The organism is Nonomuraea sp. NPDC003214 (assembly GCF_053590035.1).
This window is the reverse complement of sequence record NZ_JBSFSX010000022.1, coordinates 1-15512: the sequence shown is the minus strand read 5'-3', so window position 1 is coordinate 15512 and position 15512 is coordinate 1. Positions and strand designations below refer to the sequence as shown.

Annotated in this window: 18 protein-coding genes; 11 read left to right on the top strand and 7 right to left on the bottom strand. The window is 74.4% G+C overall.

Annotated elements, in window-relative coordinates; all coding sequences use genetic code 11:
• Window positions 1–45 precede the first annotated feature (45 nt).
• Genes ACWDXC_RS40890 through ACWDXC_RS40880 form a run of 3 tightly spaced genes read left to right on the top strand, consistent with a single transcriptional unit; the run spans window position 46 to window position 2917 of the window.
• Window positions 46–1110, top strand: coding sequence for a FecCD family ABC transporter permease (locus tag ACWDXC_RS40890; RefSeq protein ID WP_449991657.1), 1065 nt, complete (start codon window positions 46–48; stop codon window positions 1108–1110).
• Window positions 1107–2114 carry a FecCD family ABC transporter permease gene (locus tag ACWDXC_RS40885; RefSeq protein WP_449991655.1) on the top strand — a complete coding sequence of 336 codons (1008 nt, stop codon included), beginning with the start codon at window positions 1107–1109 and terminating at the stop codon, window positions 2112–2114. The genes ACWDXC_RS40890 and ACWDXC_RS40885 overlap by 4 nt, the downstream gene beginning before the upstream one ends.
• Window positions 2114–2917, top strand: a complete 804-nt coding sequence (locus tag ACWDXC_RS40880) for an ABC transporter ATP-binding protein (RefSeq protein ID WP_449991652.1) — start codon at window positions 2114–2116, stop codon at window positions 2915–2917. The genes ACWDXC_RS40885 and ACWDXC_RS40880 overlap by 1 nt, the downstream gene beginning before the upstream one ends.
• 11 nt (window positions 2918–2928) lie before the next feature.
• On the opposite strand, the gene ACWDXC_RS40875 is transcribed toward ACWDXC_RS40880, so the two are convergent.
• Window positions 2929–4194, bottom strand: coding sequence for an ArgE/DapE family deacylase (locus ACWDXC_RS40875; RefSeq protein WP_449991649.1), 1266 nt, complete (start codon window positions 4192–4194; stop codon window positions 2929–2931).
• 60 nt (window positions 4195–4254) lie between these two features.
• On the opposite strand from ACWDXC_RS40875, the gene ACWDXC_RS40870 reads away from it, so the two are divergent.
• Entirely contained in the window at window positions 4255–5169 is a 915-nt protein-coding gene (locus tag ACWDXC_RS40870) for an endonuclease/exonuclease/phosphatase family protein (RefSeq protein ID WP_449991646.1), read from the top strand.
• Window positions 5170–5172: 3 nt separating this feature from the next.
• Here the strand turns inward: ACWDXC_RS40870 and ACWDXC_RS40865 are convergent, their stop codons facing one another.
• On the bottom strand, window positions 5173–5745 hold the full coding sequence (locus tag ACWDXC_RS40865) for a DUF1349 domain-containing protein (RefSeq protein WP_246644268.1): 573 nt from the start codon (window positions 5743–5745) through the stop codon (window positions 5173–5175).
• Window positions 5746–5838: 93 nt separating this feature from the next.
• Here ACWDXC_RS40865 and ACWDXC_RS40860 point away from each other — a divergent pair, with 93 nt between their 5' ends.
• Window positions 5839–6159 carry a GroES family chaperonin gene (locus tag ACWDXC_RS40860; RefSeq protein WP_308125643.1) on the top strand — a complete coding sequence of 107 codons (321 nt, stop codon included), beginning with the start codon at window positions 5839–5841 and terminating at the stop codon, window positions 6157–6159.
• Here the strand turns inward: ACWDXC_RS40860 and ACWDXC_RS40855 are convergent.
• The gene (locus ACWDXC_RS40855; RefSeq protein ID WP_449991642.1) at window positions 6150–7076 is read right to left on the bottom strand and encodes a hypothetical protein; all 927 of its coding nucleotides are present in this window, start codon (window positions 7074–7076) and stop codon (window positions 6150–6152) included. The genes ACWDXC_RS40860 and ACWDXC_RS40855 overlap by 10 nt on opposite strands.
• Before the next feature lie 54 nt (window positions 7077–7130).
• Window positions 7131–7682 carry a TIGR02611 family protein gene (locus ACWDXC_RS40850; protein ID WP_308125644.1) on the bottom strand — a complete coding sequence of 184 codons (552 nt, stop codon included), beginning with the start codon at window positions 7680–7682 and terminating at the stop codon, window positions 7131–7133.
• A gap of 83 nt (window positions 7683–7765) precedes the next feature.
• On the opposite strand from ACWDXC_RS40850, the gene ACWDXC_RS40845 reads away from it, so the two are divergent.
• From ACWDXC_RS40845 to ACWDXC_RS40835, 3 genes are all read left to right on the top strand, one after another.
• Entirely contained in the window at window positions 7766–8662 is an 897-nt protein-coding gene (locus ACWDXC_RS40845) for a phosphotriesterase family protein (RefSeq protein WP_449991639.1), read from the top strand.
• 119 nt (window positions 8663–8781) lie between these two features.
• Entirely contained in the window at window positions 8782–9672 is an 891-nt protein-coding gene (locus ACWDXC_RS40840; RefSeq protein ID WP_449991637.1) for a sensor histidine kinase, read from the top strand.
• The gene (locus ACWDXC_RS40835) at window positions 9669–10319 is read left to right on the top strand and encodes a response regulator (protein WP_449991634.1); all 651 of its coding nucleotides are present in this window, start codon (window positions 9669–9671) and stop codon (window positions 10317–10319) included. Before ACWDXC_RS40840 ends, ACWDXC_RS40835 begins: the two co-directional genes overlap by 4 nt.
• Here ACWDXC_RS40835 and secY read toward each other — a convergent pair.
• Window positions 10312–11601, bottom strand: coding sequence for a preprotein translocase subunit SecY (gene secY / locus ACWDXC_RS40830; protein ID WP_449991631.1), 1290 nt, complete (start codon window positions 11599–11601; stop codon window positions 10312–10314). The two genes, ACWDXC_RS40835 and secY, sit on opposite strands and share 8 nt — an antisense overlap.
• Window positions 11602–11687: 86 nt before the next feature.
• On the opposite strand from secY, the gene ACWDXC_RS40825 reads away from it, so the two are divergent.
• Window positions 11688–12269, top strand: coding sequence for an AAA family ATPase (locus ACWDXC_RS40825; protein ID WP_449991628.1), 582 nt, complete (start codon window positions 11688–11690; stop codon window positions 12267–12269).
• Here ACWDXC_RS40825 and ACWDXC_RS40820 read toward each other — a convergent pair.
• Window positions 12251–13033: a putative hydro-lyase gene (locus tag ACWDXC_RS40820; protein WP_219501715.1), complete on the bottom strand. Its 783-nt coding sequence runs from the start codon at window positions 13031–13033 to the stop codon at window positions 12251–12253. The genes ACWDXC_RS40825 and ACWDXC_RS40820 overlap by 19 nt on opposite strands.
• Before the next feature lie 50 nt (window positions 13034–13083).
• Between ACWDXC_RS40820 and ACWDXC_RS40815 the strand changes: the two genes are divergently transcribed.
• A complete protein-coding gene (locus ACWDXC_RS40815; protein WP_449991624.1) occupies window positions 13084–14715 on the top strand; it encodes a sodium:solute symporter family protein in 1632 nt (543 codons plus the stop codon).
• Window positions 14712–14882 (top strand): hypothetical protein, encoded by a 171-nt coding sequence (locus ACWDXC_RS40810; RefSeq protein WP_219501719.1) that lies wholly within the window; start codon window positions 14712–14714, stop codon window positions 14880–14882. Before ACWDXC_RS40815 ends, ACWDXC_RS40810 begins: the two co-directional genes overlap by 4 nt.
• 474 nt (window positions 14883–15356) lie before the next feature.
• Here ACWDXC_RS40810 and ACWDXC_RS40805 read toward each other — a convergent pair.
• Window positions 15357–15512: transposase (locus ACWDXC_RS40805; protein ID WP_449991787.1), on the bottom strand; the 156-nt coding region annotated here is incomplete at its 5' end.

The window sequence follows — 15512 nt, the reverse complement described above, 5'->3', positions numbered from 1 at the left end:
TTAGATTAGCCTTACCTAAGCTTGCCGTTGACGAAAGGGGGGCGGGTGCGGCCCGCTGAGCAGACCTCGCCGCCCGGCGCCGCCGCAGCGCCCGCCCCGCCGCGCCCGGGAGGCCGCCGGGCCGCGCTCGCCACCGGGCTCCTCGTCGCGGCCGGCGCCCTCGTGCTGGTGGCGCTGGCCGGCGTCGCGCTCGGCGCCCGGTCCATGCCGTGGACGGCCGTGTTCGACGCGTTCCTGGCCTTCGACGGCTCCGCCGACCACACCGTCATCCGCGACGTACGGGTGCCGCGCACGCTGCTCGGGATCGGCGTCGGCGCCGCGCTGGGGCTGGCCGGGGCGCTCATGCAGAGCCTGACGCGCACCCCGCTGGCCGACCCCGGGCTGCTCGGCGTCAACCAGGGCGCGGCGCTCGGCGTCACGCTCGCGCTCGGCGTGCTCGGGCTCTCCGACCCCGCCGTGTACGTGTGGTTCGCGTTCGCGGGCGCGGCGGCGGCCTCCGTCGTGGTGTACGCGCTCGGCTCGGCCGGCCGCTCCGGAGGCGGCCCGGTCCGGCTGGCGCTGGCCGGGATCGCCGCCGGCATGGTGTTCACGGCCGCGTGCTCGGCCATCCTGCGCCTGGACACGCAGACGTTCGACCGGATGCGCTTCTGGCTGACCGGATCGCTGGCCGGGCAGGGCGCCGAGACCGCGGCGCGGCTCGCCCCGTTCCTGGTGGCCGGGCTGGTGCTCGGGCTGCTGCTGGGCCGCCCGCTCAACATGCTGTCGTTGGGCGACGACGCCGGCAGGTCGCTGGGCGTGGCCGTCACCCGGACCCGCGCGCTCACGGCGGTCGCCGTGACGCTCCTGTGCGGCTCGGCCACCGCCGCCGCCGGGCCGCTGTGGTTCGTCGGCCTGGCCGTGCCCCACGCCGTGCGCGCCGTGGTCGGCCCCGACCAGCGCTGGGTGCTGCCCTACTCCGCGCTCGTCGCGCCCGTGCTGCTGGTCGGCGCCGACGTGGCCGGACGGCTGATCGCCAGGCCCGGCGAGGTGCAGGTCGGCATCATGTGCGCGGTCATCGGGGCGCCGGTCTTCATCCTGCTGGCCCGGCGCAGGAGGCTGGCCGCGCTATGACCGTACGTGTCGGCCCCTGGTCCGTCCGGCTCGCGCCGAGGGCGCTGCTCACCGGCGCGCTGCTGCTCCTGGCCGCGGTCGCGGTGAGCGTGGTGGCGATCTCGACCGGCGAGTTCACCGTGCCCGTGCCGGACGTGCTCGCCGCCCTGGTCGGCGAGGGCACTCCCGTCGCCGAGCTGATCGTCGCCGAGCTGCGCGCCCCGCGCGTCGTCACCGGGCTGCTGGTCGGGGCCGCGTTCGGGGTGTGCGGCGCGATCTTCCAGAGCCTCACCAGGAACCCTCTCGGCAGCCCCGACTTCATCGGCTTCACCGCCGGCGCCTCGACCGGCGGCATCCTGGCCGTCGTCGCCGGCGGCTCCGCCCTCGCCGTCTCCGGCGGCGCGCTGGCCGGCTGCGTGATCACCGCGCTGCTCGTGTACGGGATGGCGTTCCGGCGCGGCGTCCAGGGCTACCGGCTCGTCCTCGTCGGCATCGGCGCCAACGCCCTCCTCCTGGCCGTGAACTCGTACCTGCTGACCAGGGCGAACATCAACGACGCCGCCACCGCCGGAGCCTGGCTCACCGGCAGCCTGGGCGGGCGCGGCTGGGAGCACGCCGTCCCCGTGGCGCTCGCGCTCGCCGTGCTGCTGCCCGTCGGGGCGGCGCTCGCCAGGCCGCTGCGCATGATCGAGATGGGCGACGACGCCGCCCGCGCCGTGGGCATCGGCGTCGAGCGCGTCCGCGCCGCCGCCGTCGTCACCGGCGTGCTGCTGTGCGGCGTCGCCGTCGCCGCCGCCGGGCCCGTCGTCTTCGTCGCGCTCGCCGCGCCGCAGCTCGCCCGCCGGCTCACCCGCTCCGCCGGCGTCACCCTGGCCTCCTCCGCGCTCCTGGGGGCCGTCCTGCTGACCGTCTCCGACCTGGCCGCCCAGCGCCTGCTCGCCCCCACCCAGCTGCCCGTCGGCGTGGTGACCGCCGCCATCGGCGGCACGTACCTCGCCTTCCTGCTGCGAAAGGACCGTTACTGATGGCCGACGCCCGCCTGTACGGCAGCGACCTCACCCTCGCCTACGACCAGCGGGTGGTCGCCACCGAGCTGAACGTGGCGATCCCGGACCGGTCCTTCACCGTGATCATCGGCCCGAACGCGTGCGGCAAGTCCACCCTGCTGCGCGCCCTGGCCAGGATGCTCAGGCCGAGGACCGGGGCGGTGCACCTCGACGGCAGCGTGATCACCGCGCTGCCGTCCAAGGAGGTCGCCCGGCGGCTCGGCCTGCTGCCGCAGAGCTCGATCGTGCCCGACGGGATCACCGTCGCCGACCTGGTCTCCCGGGGGCGCTACCCGCACCAGCGGCTCATGCGGCAGTGGTCCAGGGCCGACGAGGCGGCGGTGACCGAGGCGATGCGCGCCACCGACGTGACGGAGCTGTCGGACCGCATCGTCGACGAGCTGTCCGGCGGGCAGCGGCAGCGCGTCTGGCTCGCCATGGCGCTGGCCCAGGAGACGCCGATCCTGCTGCTGGACGAGCCGACGACGTTCCTCGACATCGCCCACCAGATCGAGGTGCTCGACCTGTGCGCCGACCTGCACGAGGCCGGGCGCACCCTGGTCGCCGTGCTGCACGACCTCAACCAGGCGTGCCGCTACGCGACGCACCTGATCGTCATGCGGGACGGCCAGGTCGTCGCGGAGGGCGACCCCCGGGAGGTGGTCACGCCGGCGCTGGTGGAGAGGGTGTTCGACCTGCGCTGCGAGATCATCACCGACCCGCAGTCGGGCACCCCGCTCATCGTCCCGGAGCACCGCCGCCGCGTCTCCTCCCCCGCCTGACCGCTGGAGGTTCAGCCGGGCAGGCAGCGGCGTACCGCGAGGAGGGCGACGGCGCGGGTGACGGCGAGCAGTTCGGAGAGGGGGACCTGCTCGCGCGGCGCGTGCGCGTAGCGGGCGTCGCCGGGCCCGTAGTGGAGCGTGGGGATGCCCGCCGCCGCGTACAGCCGCAGGTCGCTGCCGTAGGGGGCGGCGGATTCCGGCAGCGTGACCCCGCTGACGTCGGCCGCCGCCTGCCGGACCTCGGCGAGCAGCGGGTGGCCGGCCGGCAGCCGGCCGCTGGCGAACTGGCCGCCGGGCCAGGTGACGGCGGGCGGGTGGGCGCGCAGGAACGGGTGGGCCGCCGACAGCACCGCCTCCTCGAACGCGGCCCGCGCCTCGGCCGGGTCCTCGTCCAGCCGCACCCCGAGCCGCCCTTCGGCGACGAGCAGGTCGGGGACGCTGCTCGCCCAGTCGCCGGCGCGGACGGTGCCGACCTCGATCGGGTACGGCAGCGCGTTCCCGGCGAACTGGGCCGGGATGTCGCGGTTGCGGTCGGCCTCCAGCCGCCGGATCGCCTGGAACACCGGCCAGAACACCTCGACGGCGTTGACCCCTTCGAGGCGGGTGGCGCCGTGGGCGGCCCGCCCGGCGACCTCGATCCGGAACGTCAGCGCCCCGGCGCAGGCGCTGATGACGGCGGCGCTGGTGGGCTCGGTGATGAGGGCCGCCTCGGCGGTGTGCCCCCGGGCCAGGGTGCCGAACGCGCCGAGCCCGCCGTCCTCCTCGCTGACCACGCAGTGCACGGCGAGGGGCCGTTCCAGGGCGATCCCGGCCCGGTGAATGGCCCGGACGGCGGCCAGGTTGGCGGCCAGCCCGGCCTTCATGTCGCACGCGCCGCGCCCGTGCAGGACGTCGCCGGAGATGCGGGCGGCGAACGGGTCGCTGCCCTCCCACTTGGCCAGGTCGCCGGTCGGCACCACGTCCACGTGTCCCTGCAGCGCGAGCGCGGGCACGCCGTCGCCCGCACCGTCGCCACCGGTGACGCCGACCACGCCGTACGCCTCCACGCGGGGCGCCTCGGTGCCGGGGAAGCCGTCGCGGGCGCGCAGGTCGTCGAGGTCGAGCTTCCAGACGTCGACGTCCATGCCCGCCTCGGTGAGCAGCCCCGCGACGTGATGTTGCAGCTCGGACTCGGCGTCGGTGCCGGTCACGCTGGGCACCCGGACGAGGTCGGCCAGCAGGTTGACGGTCTCCGCCTCGTCGATGGCGTTGAGGACTCGGGTCTCGGCGTCGCGCATGGTGCACACCATCTCATGTCAGGACGTGAACCCCCAGGGGCCCGGGTGGCGATACAGGGCGTGCGCATTCTGGTGTGGGTGATGGTGGCGCCGTTCGCGGTGTGGGCGGCGGTGCGGGTGTCGGGGTTCGAGCCGGACTGGCCGTGGGTGCCGCTGGTGGCGTTCACCCCGTACGCGGCGGTGGTGGCGGCGGCGGGGCTGGTGCTGGCGGCGCTGGCGAGGCGGCGGGCCGCCGCGGTGGTGGCGCTGGCGGCCACGGTGGCGCTGGGCGGCGCGGTGGTGCCGCGCGCGTTCGCCGACAGCCAGGCGGCCTCGGGCGGGCCGGCGCTGCGGGTGCTGGCCGCCAACCTGATGTTCGGCCTGGCGGACGCGGCGGACCTGGAGGCGCTGGTGACGCGGCTGCGCCCGGACGTGCTGACGTTGCAGGAGCTGACGCCGGACGCGCTGGAGCGCGTCGATCCGCGCCTGCGGCGGGCGCTGCCGTACGCGGTGACGAGCCCCAAGCGTGGGGCTGGCGGTTCGGCCGTGTACGCGCGGCATCCGCTGACGGCGGGGCCGCTGCTGGAGTTCGGCGGGTTCCGGCAGGCGGGCGCGGTGCTGACGGCGCCGGGCGGGACGCGGGTGGAGATCGTGTCGGTGCACCCGTGCGCGCCGCGCCGCTACGGGCGGCAGCCGTGCTGGCGGGCGGGGCTGGAGGCGCTGCCCCGCGCGGGCGGGCCGCTGCGGGTGCTGGCGGGCGACTTCAACGCCACGCTCGACCATCTGCCGATGCGTGACCTGCTCGCCTCCGGCTACCGGGACGCGGCGGACGTGACGGGGCACGGGCTGGCGGCCACCTGGCCGCAGAGCCGGCTGCCCGGCGTGGCCATCGACCACGTGCTGGCCGACGCCCGCATGGGGGTGCGCGAGTTCGGCGTGCACGGGCTGAAGGGCACCGACCACCGGCCGGTGTTCGCGGTGGTCACGCTGCCGTGAGGGTCAGCAGCCGGCCAGGCGGACGTCGCTGAAGCGGACGGCGAAGCCCTGGCCCGCGGGCGCGGCGGCCATGGCCCCCGCGAGCGCGGGGGCGTCGGGCGGGAAGTAGGCCAGGCGGAGCAGGTGCTGCGGCGCCTCGTCGCCGAGCCCGTAGCGGACGGTCACGGCGTCGCCCTGGCGCTCCAGGTCGATCGTGACCTGGTCCGCCGGGGCGTCCAGCGGCAGCACGGACCAGTCGGAGCGCTCACGGGTGACCACGGTGCTCAGGTGGTGGTGGCCGTCGACGTACTCGACGCCGGCCTTGATCCAGGTGCTCTCGTCGATGCGGAGCAGCGCGCCCGCCTGGTCGTACTGGTCGGCGTAGTCGCCGCTGAAGGTCACCGTGAGCCGCAGGTCCCCCCGGACCTGGCGGCCGAACTGGTGCGCGGTGTCGAAGGTGTAGCCGTAGTGGGTGCGCCGCCACAGGTCGGTGCCCGCATCGCAGAACAGGCTGAGGCCGTCGTCCGCCGTCCACTGGCGGGGCGGGTTCGTCCATTGCCAGCCGGTCGCGCCGAAGGCCATGATCATGGCTTTCATCCTGCCATGATCGGTCATGCCGTGTAAGGAGCGTTCCTCAGGATGAGATGCCGCGTGAGTCCCCGGCCCGGCGCGGAACGTAAACTTGGCCACGTGGTAGAGCCCAAGTTCGAGATTCAGATGCTGCACGACCGGGTCATGGTCCGGCTGGAGCAGGAGTCCCAGGAGCGCCGCAGCGGCTCCGGCATCGTCATCCCCGCGACGGTCAAGCTGGCCAACCGGCTGGCGTGGGGCGAGGTCTGCGGCGTCGGCTCGAACGTGCGCTCGGTCAAGGTCGGCGACAAGGTGCTGCTCAACCCGGAGGACCAGTTCGAGGTGGAGCTGCACGCCCAGGTCTACCTGGTGATGCGCGAGCGCGACCTGCACGCGGTGGCCACCCAGGAGACCGACCACGGCACCGGCCTCTATCTCTGAGGCGCGGGCGCCGTCCGGGTGAAGGACAGCCACAGGTCGGCGGCCCACGTCCTGGTGGGGACGGCGGCGAGCACCCGGCTCACCCTCCCGTCGAGCCCGACCACGGCCAGCCTGTAGGCGCCGCGGTGCGCCATGACGGCGATCAGGTGGCTCTCGTCCCACCAGCCGAACACCGCCTCCGGCTCGACGGGCACGCGGCGGGCGATCCGCCCGGTCGCGGTGTCGGCCAGGCACACCTGCCCGGCGAACCGCGACGGGCACCACAGCGCCATCCGGTCGCCCGACGGCGAGAACGAGTCCTCCGGCCCCGTGGGCAGCCCGGCGCCGGGCAGGGTCCGCACCACCTTCCCGTCGGACGCGCGGTGCACGCGCAGGCCCGTGCCGTGCCGGGTGACCAGGTTGCCGCCGGGCGTCCACCAGAACCCGGCCTCTGCGCCCAGCCCGGCGACCGTGACGGTGCGGGCGCTGCCCGCCGCCACGTCCACGACGGTGAACCCGGCCGGGCGCCACCGCCCGCCGCTCTTCTTCTCGACGGTGAGCGCCACGCGCCGGCTGTCACGGCTCCAGGAGACGTACGACGCGGTGAGGGGCTTCTTGACGGTGCGGATTCGTCTGGTCTTGCCCGTGGCCCGGTCGGTGAGGAGCAGGCTGTCGTGCCCGGCCCGGTAGGCGCGCGGCACGCCGGCGACGGTGCGGCCGTCGGGCGAGAACGCCGCCTCCGACAGGGCCCGCTGCCGGGCGAACCGGTCGCCGGTGCGCAGGTAGGCGCCCTTGGTGCCGAGCCCGTAGGCGGTCAGGCGCACCGGATCGCCGGAGCGCTCCTGATAGGTCATGCCCGTGCCCGGCAGGGAGAGGTCCGCCTGGACGGCCGGGGCGGTCACGACCAGCGACAGCGCGAGTGCGATGTGGGCGATCACGCCCGAAGAATAGACACCGGGCGGCGCGATCCGGCGGACCGATAGCGAAGCGGTCTAGCGCAGGACGTATTGCCGGGCGAGCTGGACGACGTCGACGCCGATGGTGCGCAGGCCCAGATAGACGATCGCGGTGGCGGCGATCACGGTGACGAGCGCGACGAGGATCTTGACGGTCCAGCCCTGCCGCTTGTACCACTCGGTCCAGGCGTGCAGCGTGCGCTTGCCGAACTCCAGCACCTTGTGCGCCCAGTGGAACTCGGTGGCCAGCACGGCGAGCCCGGCGAACACCACGAGCCAGCCCGGCCCGGGGAAGGGCACCATGACCAGGCCCCCGCCGACCATGAGCACGCCGATGACGCCGACCACGATCTTGAGGGTGAGCGCTCCGGCGGGGGTCGAGCGGACCCGGTCACGCCAGCCCCGGATGCCGGACCGGTGCGCGGGCATGCTCGACCGGCGCGCCGCCTCGCCCTTGACGATGTCGGCGTCACCCGTTTCGGAATTCTGCGTCGGCACGGTCCCCCCGGACTGGTCGGTGTCGTTCCCAGGATAGGGCCCGGCGTCCGGCCGGGTGTGCCCGAACCCGGAGAACGCAGCAGACGCCACCTAAACGCGCTATACAGTAAAATTTCCCGCTTGATCAGGCAACTCCCGACAATCGTCGGATATCGTCTGGTATGCCCGAGGTCATGCTACGCACCGTCACCGGCCCCATCCGCGCGGCCGCCGTCACGGGTGCCATTCTCCCCCACGAGCACCTGCGCACCGACATGCGCTGGGCGGTGGGCATCGACTCCGACCCGCAGCGCTGGCTCGACGAGGAGCAGTCCGTCACCGCCGAGCTCCGCGAGCTGCGCCAGTCCGACGACCTCGGCCTGGTCGTGGACCTGACCTGCCTGGGCATGGGCCGCGACGCCGCCGGGCTCGCCCGCGTCGCGGCGGGCAGCCGGGTGCCCGTGATCGCCGCCACCGGCCTGTTCGCCGAGCCGTTCGCGCAGCCGGGCGAGCGGGACGTGGACGAGCTCACCGCCCTGCTCATGACCGACATCTCCGACGGCCTCGACGGCACCGGCGTCTTCCCCGGCGTGATCGGCGAGGTCGGCTGCTGGGGCGCCCGCCCGACGGCCGCCGAGGAGCGCTGCCTGGCCGCCGCCGCCCGCGCGTCGCTGGCCTCCCGCCTGTCGGTGGCCACCTACGGCCAGGACGGCCTGGGCATGCTGGAGATCCTGCTCACCCGCGGCCTGCCGGGCTCGCGCGTGGCCGTCGGCTACGCGGGCGCCGACCCGGCCGTGGCCCGCAAGATCGCCGAGACCGGCGCGTACGTGAGCCTCGGCGCGCTCGGACTGGGCGCCGAGCAGGCGGCCAGGATCGCGCTCGGCCTCATCGAGGAGGGCCACGCCGGCCGCCTGCTGCTGAGCACCGGCGTGAACCGGGTGGCGCAGCTGCGCCGCTACGACGGCCCCGGCTACCGCACGCTGTTCGGCACGCTGCTGCCCGCGCTGCGTGAGGCCGGGGTGGACGACGGCACGCTGCGCGGCATCACGCACGACAACCCGCTGCGCTGGCTGACCGACGGCCTGAGCTGACCGGCCGCGGGCCGGCGCGGCTCATCCCCGTGCAGGCCGCCTCCCGGCGCCGGACGCGCCGCGCCCGGGCCGCCGCGACTGGCTAGGATCGTGGCGACACGAGCCTGGCCGGGTGGGGGATGGTGACGCGGAGACACGAGCACGGCCGTGCGCGCCGGGCGCGCGCGGCGCTGTCCCGGCTGGCGCGGCTGGGCCGGCTCGGCGACGTCCCGGTCGTCGTCATGCTGGCGTGGGCCGGCTGGCTGGCGGTCCCGTGGTCGTTCACCGGCCTCGCCCAGGCGCGTGCCGCCGCCGCTGCCGCCGCCACCCCTCCCCCGCCGCCCGCCTTCCATGACGTGCGGCACGCGGCCTCCCCGCCGCCCGCCGATCAGCGCGTACGCGACGCCGCGCCCCCGCTGGAGGTCGCGCCGGCGGCACGGCTGCGCGCGGAGCTGGCCGGGGAGGTGCACGACGCGGCCGGCCACGGGCTGGCGGCGATCGCCATGCAGGCCGGGGTCGCGCTGGTGTCGCTCGACGACGACCCCGAGCAGGCCCGCCGGTCGCTGGAGGCGATCCGCGAGACCAGCACGCGCACGCTCGCCCGGCTCAGGGCCGCCCTCGACCGCATCGACGGCGGCCCGGCTCCCGGCGCGCGGGCCGACGACCTGACGGGGCTGATCGCCGGGGTGCGCGCCGCCGGGCTGCCGGTCGACGTGGAGCTCGCCGATCCCGGCGTCCCGGCCCATCTGCGGGGCGCCGTCTACGGGGTGGTGCGCGAGTCGCTGACCAACGTGCTGCGGCACGCGGGCCCGACCAGGGCGCTGGTGCGGGTGGCCGCCGACCCGTGCGCGTACGTGCTGGAGGTGGCCGACCGGGGCGTGGGCTGGACGGGCGCGGCCGAGGGCCGGGGGCTCGCCGGGATGCGCGCCCGGGTGGCCGACGCGGGCGGCCGGTTAACCGCGGGCCCGCGCGAGGGCGGCGGCTTCCGCGTCGTGGCCCGCTTCCCCCGCGAACAGGCGCCGACGGCGTGATCCGGGTCGCGGTGGCCGACGACCAGGCCGTGGTGCGGATGGGGCTGCGCGCGCTGGTGCAGCGCGAGCCCGACCTGGAGTTCGCCGGCGAGGCGCCCGACGGCGCGGCGGCGCTGGCGCTGCTGCGGCGCGAGCGCCCCGACGTGCTGCTGCTCGACATCCGGATGCCCGGCATGGACGGCCTCGACACGCTGCGCGCGATCGCCGCCGACGCCGACCTGTCCGCGACCAGGGTCGTGGTGGTGACGACGTTCGCCGAGGACGCGTACGTGTTCCAGGCGCTCCAGGCGGGCGCGAGCGGGTTCGTGCTGAAGGACGGCGCGCCGGAGGAGCTGGTCAACGCGGTGCGCGTGGTGGCGGCGGGCGAGGCGCTGCTGTCCCCGGCGATCACCAGGAAGGTCATCGGCCTGTTCGGCCGGCCCGGTGCGGCCCCGGTGGAGGGCCTGGCGACGCTGACGCCGAGGGAGCGGGAGCTGGTGGCCTGGGTGGCGACCGGCATGTCCAACGAGGAGATCGCCGGCGAGCTGGTGATCAGCCCCGACACGGTCCGTACGCACGTCAGCCGGGCCATGGTCAAGCTGCGCGCCCGCGACCGGGCGCAGCTCGTGGTGTTCGCGATGCGGGCCGGGCTGACGCCGCCTACCTGAGGAACCCCTCGTAGGCGCGCTGCTGCACCTGGGCCTCGACCTGTTTGACGGTTTCGAGGCCGACGCTGACCATGATGAGCACGCTGGTGCCGCCGAACGGGAAGTTCTGCTGGGTGGAGGGGTCGCGCAGGATCGCGAACGCCACCAGCGGCACCAGGGCCAGCACCGCCAGGTAGGCGGCCCCGGGCGCGGTCAGCCGGGTCAGCACGTGGGCCAGGTACTCGGCGGTGGCCCGGCCCGGCCGCACCCCCGGGACGAATCCCCCGTACTTCCTGATGTTGTCGGCCACCTCGACGGGATTGAACGTGATGGACACGTAGAAGTAGGCGAATACCACGACGAGCAGCACGTACACGCTCATGTAGAGCGGGCTGTCGCCCGCGGCGAGGTGGCGTGAGACCCACGCGCCGGCCTCCGGGCCGAGCATCGGCGCGGCGAGGGCGGGCAGGTAGAGCAGCGCCGAGGCGAAGATCACCGGCACGATCCCGGCCTGGTTGACCTTGAGCGGGATGTAGGTGCTGGTCCCCCCGTACAGGCGCCGGCCCACCAGCCGCCTGGCGTACTGCACCGGCACCCGCCGCTGCGCCTGCTCGACGAACACCACGGCCGCCACCACGAACGCCCCCGACACCAGGATCACGGTGAACGCGACGGGGCTCACCAGGAGCATCGTGGACATGTAGCCGGGGAACACGGCCACGACCTGCGTGAACATCAGCAGCGACATGCCGTTGCCGATCCCCCGGGCGGTGATCAGCTCGCCGATCCACATGACCACGCACGTCCCGGCGACCATCGTGACGACGAGCACGGCCACGGCGAGCAGCCCGTCGTCACGCAGCAGCGGCCTGGCGCAGCCCGGCAGGAGCTGGCCGGAGCGCGCGAGGGCGACGACGGTGGTGGCGTTGAGCACGGCCAGCGCGACGGTCAGGTAGCGGGTGTACTGGGTGATCCGCGCCTGCCCGGACTGTCCCTCCTTGCGCAGCGCCTCCAGCCGGGGCACCACGACGGTGAGCAGTTGCATGACGATGCTCGCGGTGATGTACGGCATCACGCCGAGCGCGAACACCGACAGCCGCAGCATCGCGCCCCCGCTGAGGAGCTGCACCATGTCGAACAGCCCGCCGCGCGCCGCGCCCGCGCACTCCCGCACCGCCAGCACGTCCACGCCCGGCGTCGGCAGCACCTGCCCCAGCCTGAACAGGGCCAGCAGCCCCAGTGTGAACAGCAGCTTCCCGCGCAGTTCCGGCATCCGGAACGCCCTGGTCAAGACCGTCAGCATGGCTCCGAAGTCTGGCCGCGCGCCCCCGTCCCGGTCGTCCGCCCAGCCGCGGCTCCGGCGTACGCGGATCCGCGTACGCTGATCGCGTGCGGGCGACGGTGTGGGTGGTCAGCGGGCCGCCGGGGGCGGGCAAGTCCACGGTGGCGGCGGCGCTGCTCGCGCGCCTGTCCCCCGTCCCGGCCGTCCTGGACAAGGACACGGTGTACGGCGGGATCGTCGCGGAGCTCCTGCGCGCCCACGGCAGGCCGCATGGCGAGCGCGAGGGCCCGTGGTACGACGAGCACGTCAAGCACCACGAGTACGACGGCCTGACCAGGACTGCCGCGCACATCCGGGCGCATGGCTGCCCGGTGCTGCTCGACGGGCCGTTCACCGGGCAGGTGCACGACGCCGGGCGGTGGGCGCGCTGGGTGGCCGAGCTGGGTGGCGAGCCGGTGCGGCTGCTGTGGGTGCGCTCCGACGGCCCGACGCTGCGCGCCCGGCTGGCGGCGCGCGGGCTGGCGCGCGACGCGGGCAAGCTCGCCGCGTTCGACGCCTACCTGGCGCGCGTCAGGGCCGGCGAGCCGCCGGTCGTGCCGCACGTCGAGATCGACAACCGGCCGGGCGCGCCCGCGCTGGACGCCCAGCTCACGGCGGCGCTCCTGGACCCTTACGGGCCCACCCGGTAGTCGTCGTCACGCACGTCCATGATCGCCATGTGGCCGGGCAGGTGGCCGATGGCGAACTCGACGCCGCTCGCCATGATCGCCGCCTGCGGCGTCACCCCGCACGCCCAGAACAGCGGCACCTCGCCCGGCCGCACCTCGGCCGGGTCGCCGAAGTCGGGCCAGCCCAGGTCGGCGATGCCGAGCTCGGCCGGGTCGCCCACGTGCACGGGCGCCCCGTGCACCATCGGGTAGCGCCCGCTCACCTCCACGGCCGTCGCCACCAGCGCCTCCGGCACCGGCCGCATCGACACCACCAGCGGCCCCGACAGCGACCCCGACGGCTCGCACGGCCGGTTCGTGCGGTACATCGGCACGTTCGTCCCCTGCTCCAGGTGCCGCACCGGGACGCCCTCTGCCAGCAGGGCGCGCTCGAAGGTGAAGCTGCAGCCGATGAGGAACGGCACCAGGTCCGGCCGCCAGTCCTCGACCACCTGGTCCACGTCCGCGACCGGCCGCCCGTCGCGGTAGACCCGGTAGGCGGGCAGGTCGGTGCGCAGGTCGCCGCCGAACAGCCGGGTCCGCACCGAGCCCGGCTCGCCCACGTCCAGCACCGGGCACGCCCGCGCGTTGCGGTGCGCGAACAGCAGCAGCTCGTAGGCCAGCTCCTTCGGCACCGCGATCAGGTTCGCCTGCGTCCAGCCCCGGCACCAGCCCGCCGTCGGGGCCCGCTCGCCCGCGCGGAACCGCTCGCGTGCCCGCCCGGGAGTCAGGTCTGCGACATCCACCCTTCGACAGTACGCGTGAAGTCATGATTTTTCGGGGTAGCGGGCCGGTCGTGCGTCTCGACGTGAACCTCCTCGACTACGTCCTCATCGCCCTGTACTTCGCCACCGTGCTCGGGATCGGCTTCGCGGCCCGCCGCCGGATCAGCTCCAGCCTGGACTTCTTCCTGGCCGGACGCGGGCTGCCCGCGTGGATCACCGGGCTGGCGTTCGTCTCGGCCAACCTCGGCGCGATCGAGATCCTCGGCATGGCCGCCAACGGCGCCCAGTACGGCGCGATGACCGTGCACTACTACTGGATCGGCGCGGTGCCGGCGATGGTGTTCCTCGGCATCGTCATGATGCCGTTCTACTACCGCTCCAAGGTGCGCAGCGTGCCGGAGTTCCTGCGCAGGCGGTTCAACGGCGCCACCCAGCTGCTGAACGCCATCACGTTCGCGGTGGCGCAGATCCTCATCGCCGGGGTCAACCTGTACGCGCTCGCCCTGGTCATGGAGGCGCTGCTGGGCTGGCCGCTGCCGGTGTCGGTGGTCGTGTCGGCGCTCATCGTGCTCGCCTACATCACGCTCGGCGGCCTGTCCTCGGCCATCTACAACGAGGTGCTGCAGTTCTTCGTCATCCTGGCCGGGCTGATCCCGCTGACCGTGCTCGGGCTGATGAAGGTGGGCGGCGTCTCCGGCCTGTTCGACAAGGTGCGCCAGAGCGCGCTCGGCGAGGGCGGCCTGCACACCTGGGCCGGCACGGCCGGGGACAACCCCATGAACGCGCACTGGATCGGCATCGTGTTCGGCCTGGGGTTCGTGCTGTCGTTCGGCTACTGGACGACGAACTTCGCCGAGGTGCAGCGCGCGCTGTCGGCCCGCAACACGAACGCGGCCAGGCTCACGCCGATCGTGGCCGCGTACCCGAAGATCTTCATCCCGCTCGTGACGGTGCTGCCCGGCATGATCGCGCTGGTGCTGTTCTCGGACCTGGGCGCCGGGCAGCCCTACAACAACGCGATCCCGCTGCTCATGCGCGACCTGCTGCCCAACGGGGTGCTCGGCGTGGCGGTGACCGGGCTGCTGGCCTCGTTCATGGCGGGCATGGCCGCCAACATCAGCGGGTTCAACACGGTCTTCACCAACGACATCTGGCAGGCGCACGTCAAACGGGACCGCGACGACGGCTACTACCTGCGGGTGGGCCGGATCGCCACCGTCGCCGGCGTCGCCCTCGGGGTGGGGACGGCGTTCATCGCCGCCGGCTACTCCAACATCATGAACTACCTGCAGGCGCTGTTCTCCTTCTTCAACGCGCCGCTGTTCGCCACGTTCGTCGTCGGCCTGTTCTGGAGACGGATGACGCCGTGGGCCGGGTTCTGGGGGCTGCTCGCGGGCACCCTGGCGGCCTTCGTGTCGTACCTGTCCTACAAGGCCGGGCTCGTCGACTTCGGCACCGAGCTGAACGCCAGCTTCTGGGGCGCGGGCATCGCCTTCGCCGTGGACGTGGTCGTGTCGGTCGTGGTCACGCTGGTCACCACGCCCAAGCCGGAGGCGGAGCTGCGCGGGCTGGTGTACGGGCTGAGCGCGGTGGACCTGGAGGACGACGCGCTCGCCGGTGACACCAAGTGGTACCGCTCGCCCGTGCTGCTCGGCACGGGCGCGCTGATCCTGGCCGCCGCCATGTACGGGGTGATCCTGTGAGCGACATCCGACTCGTCATCGGCGGGCTGTTCCTCGTGTACGGCGTGATCCTCGTCGTCGCGGGCCTGTTCGGCAGCCCGATCAACCTGTGGACCGGCCTCGCCCTGGCCGCCTTCGGCGCCGCGTTCGTCATCTGGTCCCGCCTCAACCGCATCGAACGCGACTGACCCACCCGGCCGCAGCCCTCGACGGCACACCCGCAGCCTCGGGTGGCACGCCCGCCACCCGGGCACCCCCGCCCCGCCGCAGCCCCAGGTGCCACACTCGGCGGTACGCGCGCCTGTGCTCTGAGCCCGGCCCGGCGCACCCAGCGGAGACGCTCCCGGTGGCACCCGGCTGCCTCCCCGACGCCACCACGGGCGCCACCCCAGGGGGTGCGCCCGACCGCCCCCAGGTCCTCCCCGACGCCACCCTGGGGGCCGCGGTCCGCTCGGAGGGCTTGGGTAGGGGATGACGCCCGCCTGCTGAAGGAGGTGGGGCCCCGGTGCGCCCGCCCGGTGGATGGGGCCCCGGGGCGCGGCCGGGCTCGCGCCGGAGGAGGGCGCGGCTCTGGGCACGGGTCAGCGCCCCGCCCGCCGCCGGACGACCCGAGGCGGCGGCCCTGCGCGCCCCCGCCGCGTCGCAGGCGAACGGGGGGCGCCCTAGGCCGTGTCCGGTAGATCAGCGTTGATCCATAACAGCGTGCTGACCAAGGTGATGGCAGCTCGGTAGTTGCGGGCGAGTTTGTCGTAGCGGGTGGCGATGGCGCGCCATTGCTTGAGCTTGTTGAAGCAGCGTTCGACGACGTTGCGGCGGCG

Coding starts and splice junctions, on each gene's coding strand:
- ACWDXC_RS40875 (WP_449991649.1), bottom strand. CDS start 4,194: ATGCGCGACGCCGAGACCCGAGTCCTCAACGCCATCGACGAGGCGGAG.
- ACWDXC_RS40885 (WP_449991655.1), top strand. CDS start 1,107: ATGACCGTACGTGTCGGCCCCTGGTCCGTCCGGCTCGCGCCGAGGGCG.
- secY (WP_449991631.1), bottom strand. CDS start 11,601: ATGCTGACGGTCTTGACCAGGGCGTTCCGGATGCCGGAACTGCGCGGG.
- ACWDXC_RS40880 (WP_449991652.1), top strand. CDS start 2,114: ATGGCCGACGCCCGCCTGTACGGCAGCGACCTCACCCTCGCCTACGAC.
- ACWDXC_RS40840 (WP_449991637.1), top strand. CDS start 8,782: ATGGTGACGCGGAGACACGAGCACGGCCGTGCGCGCCGGGCGCGCGCG.
- ACWDXC_RS40865 (WP_246644268.1), bottom strand. CDS start 5,745: ATGAAAGCCATGATCATGGCCTTCGGCGCGACCGGCTGGCAATGGACG.
- ACWDXC_RS40845 (WP_449991639.1), top strand. CDS start 7,766: ATGCTACGCACCGTCACCGGCCCCATCCGCGCGGCCGCCGTCACGGGT.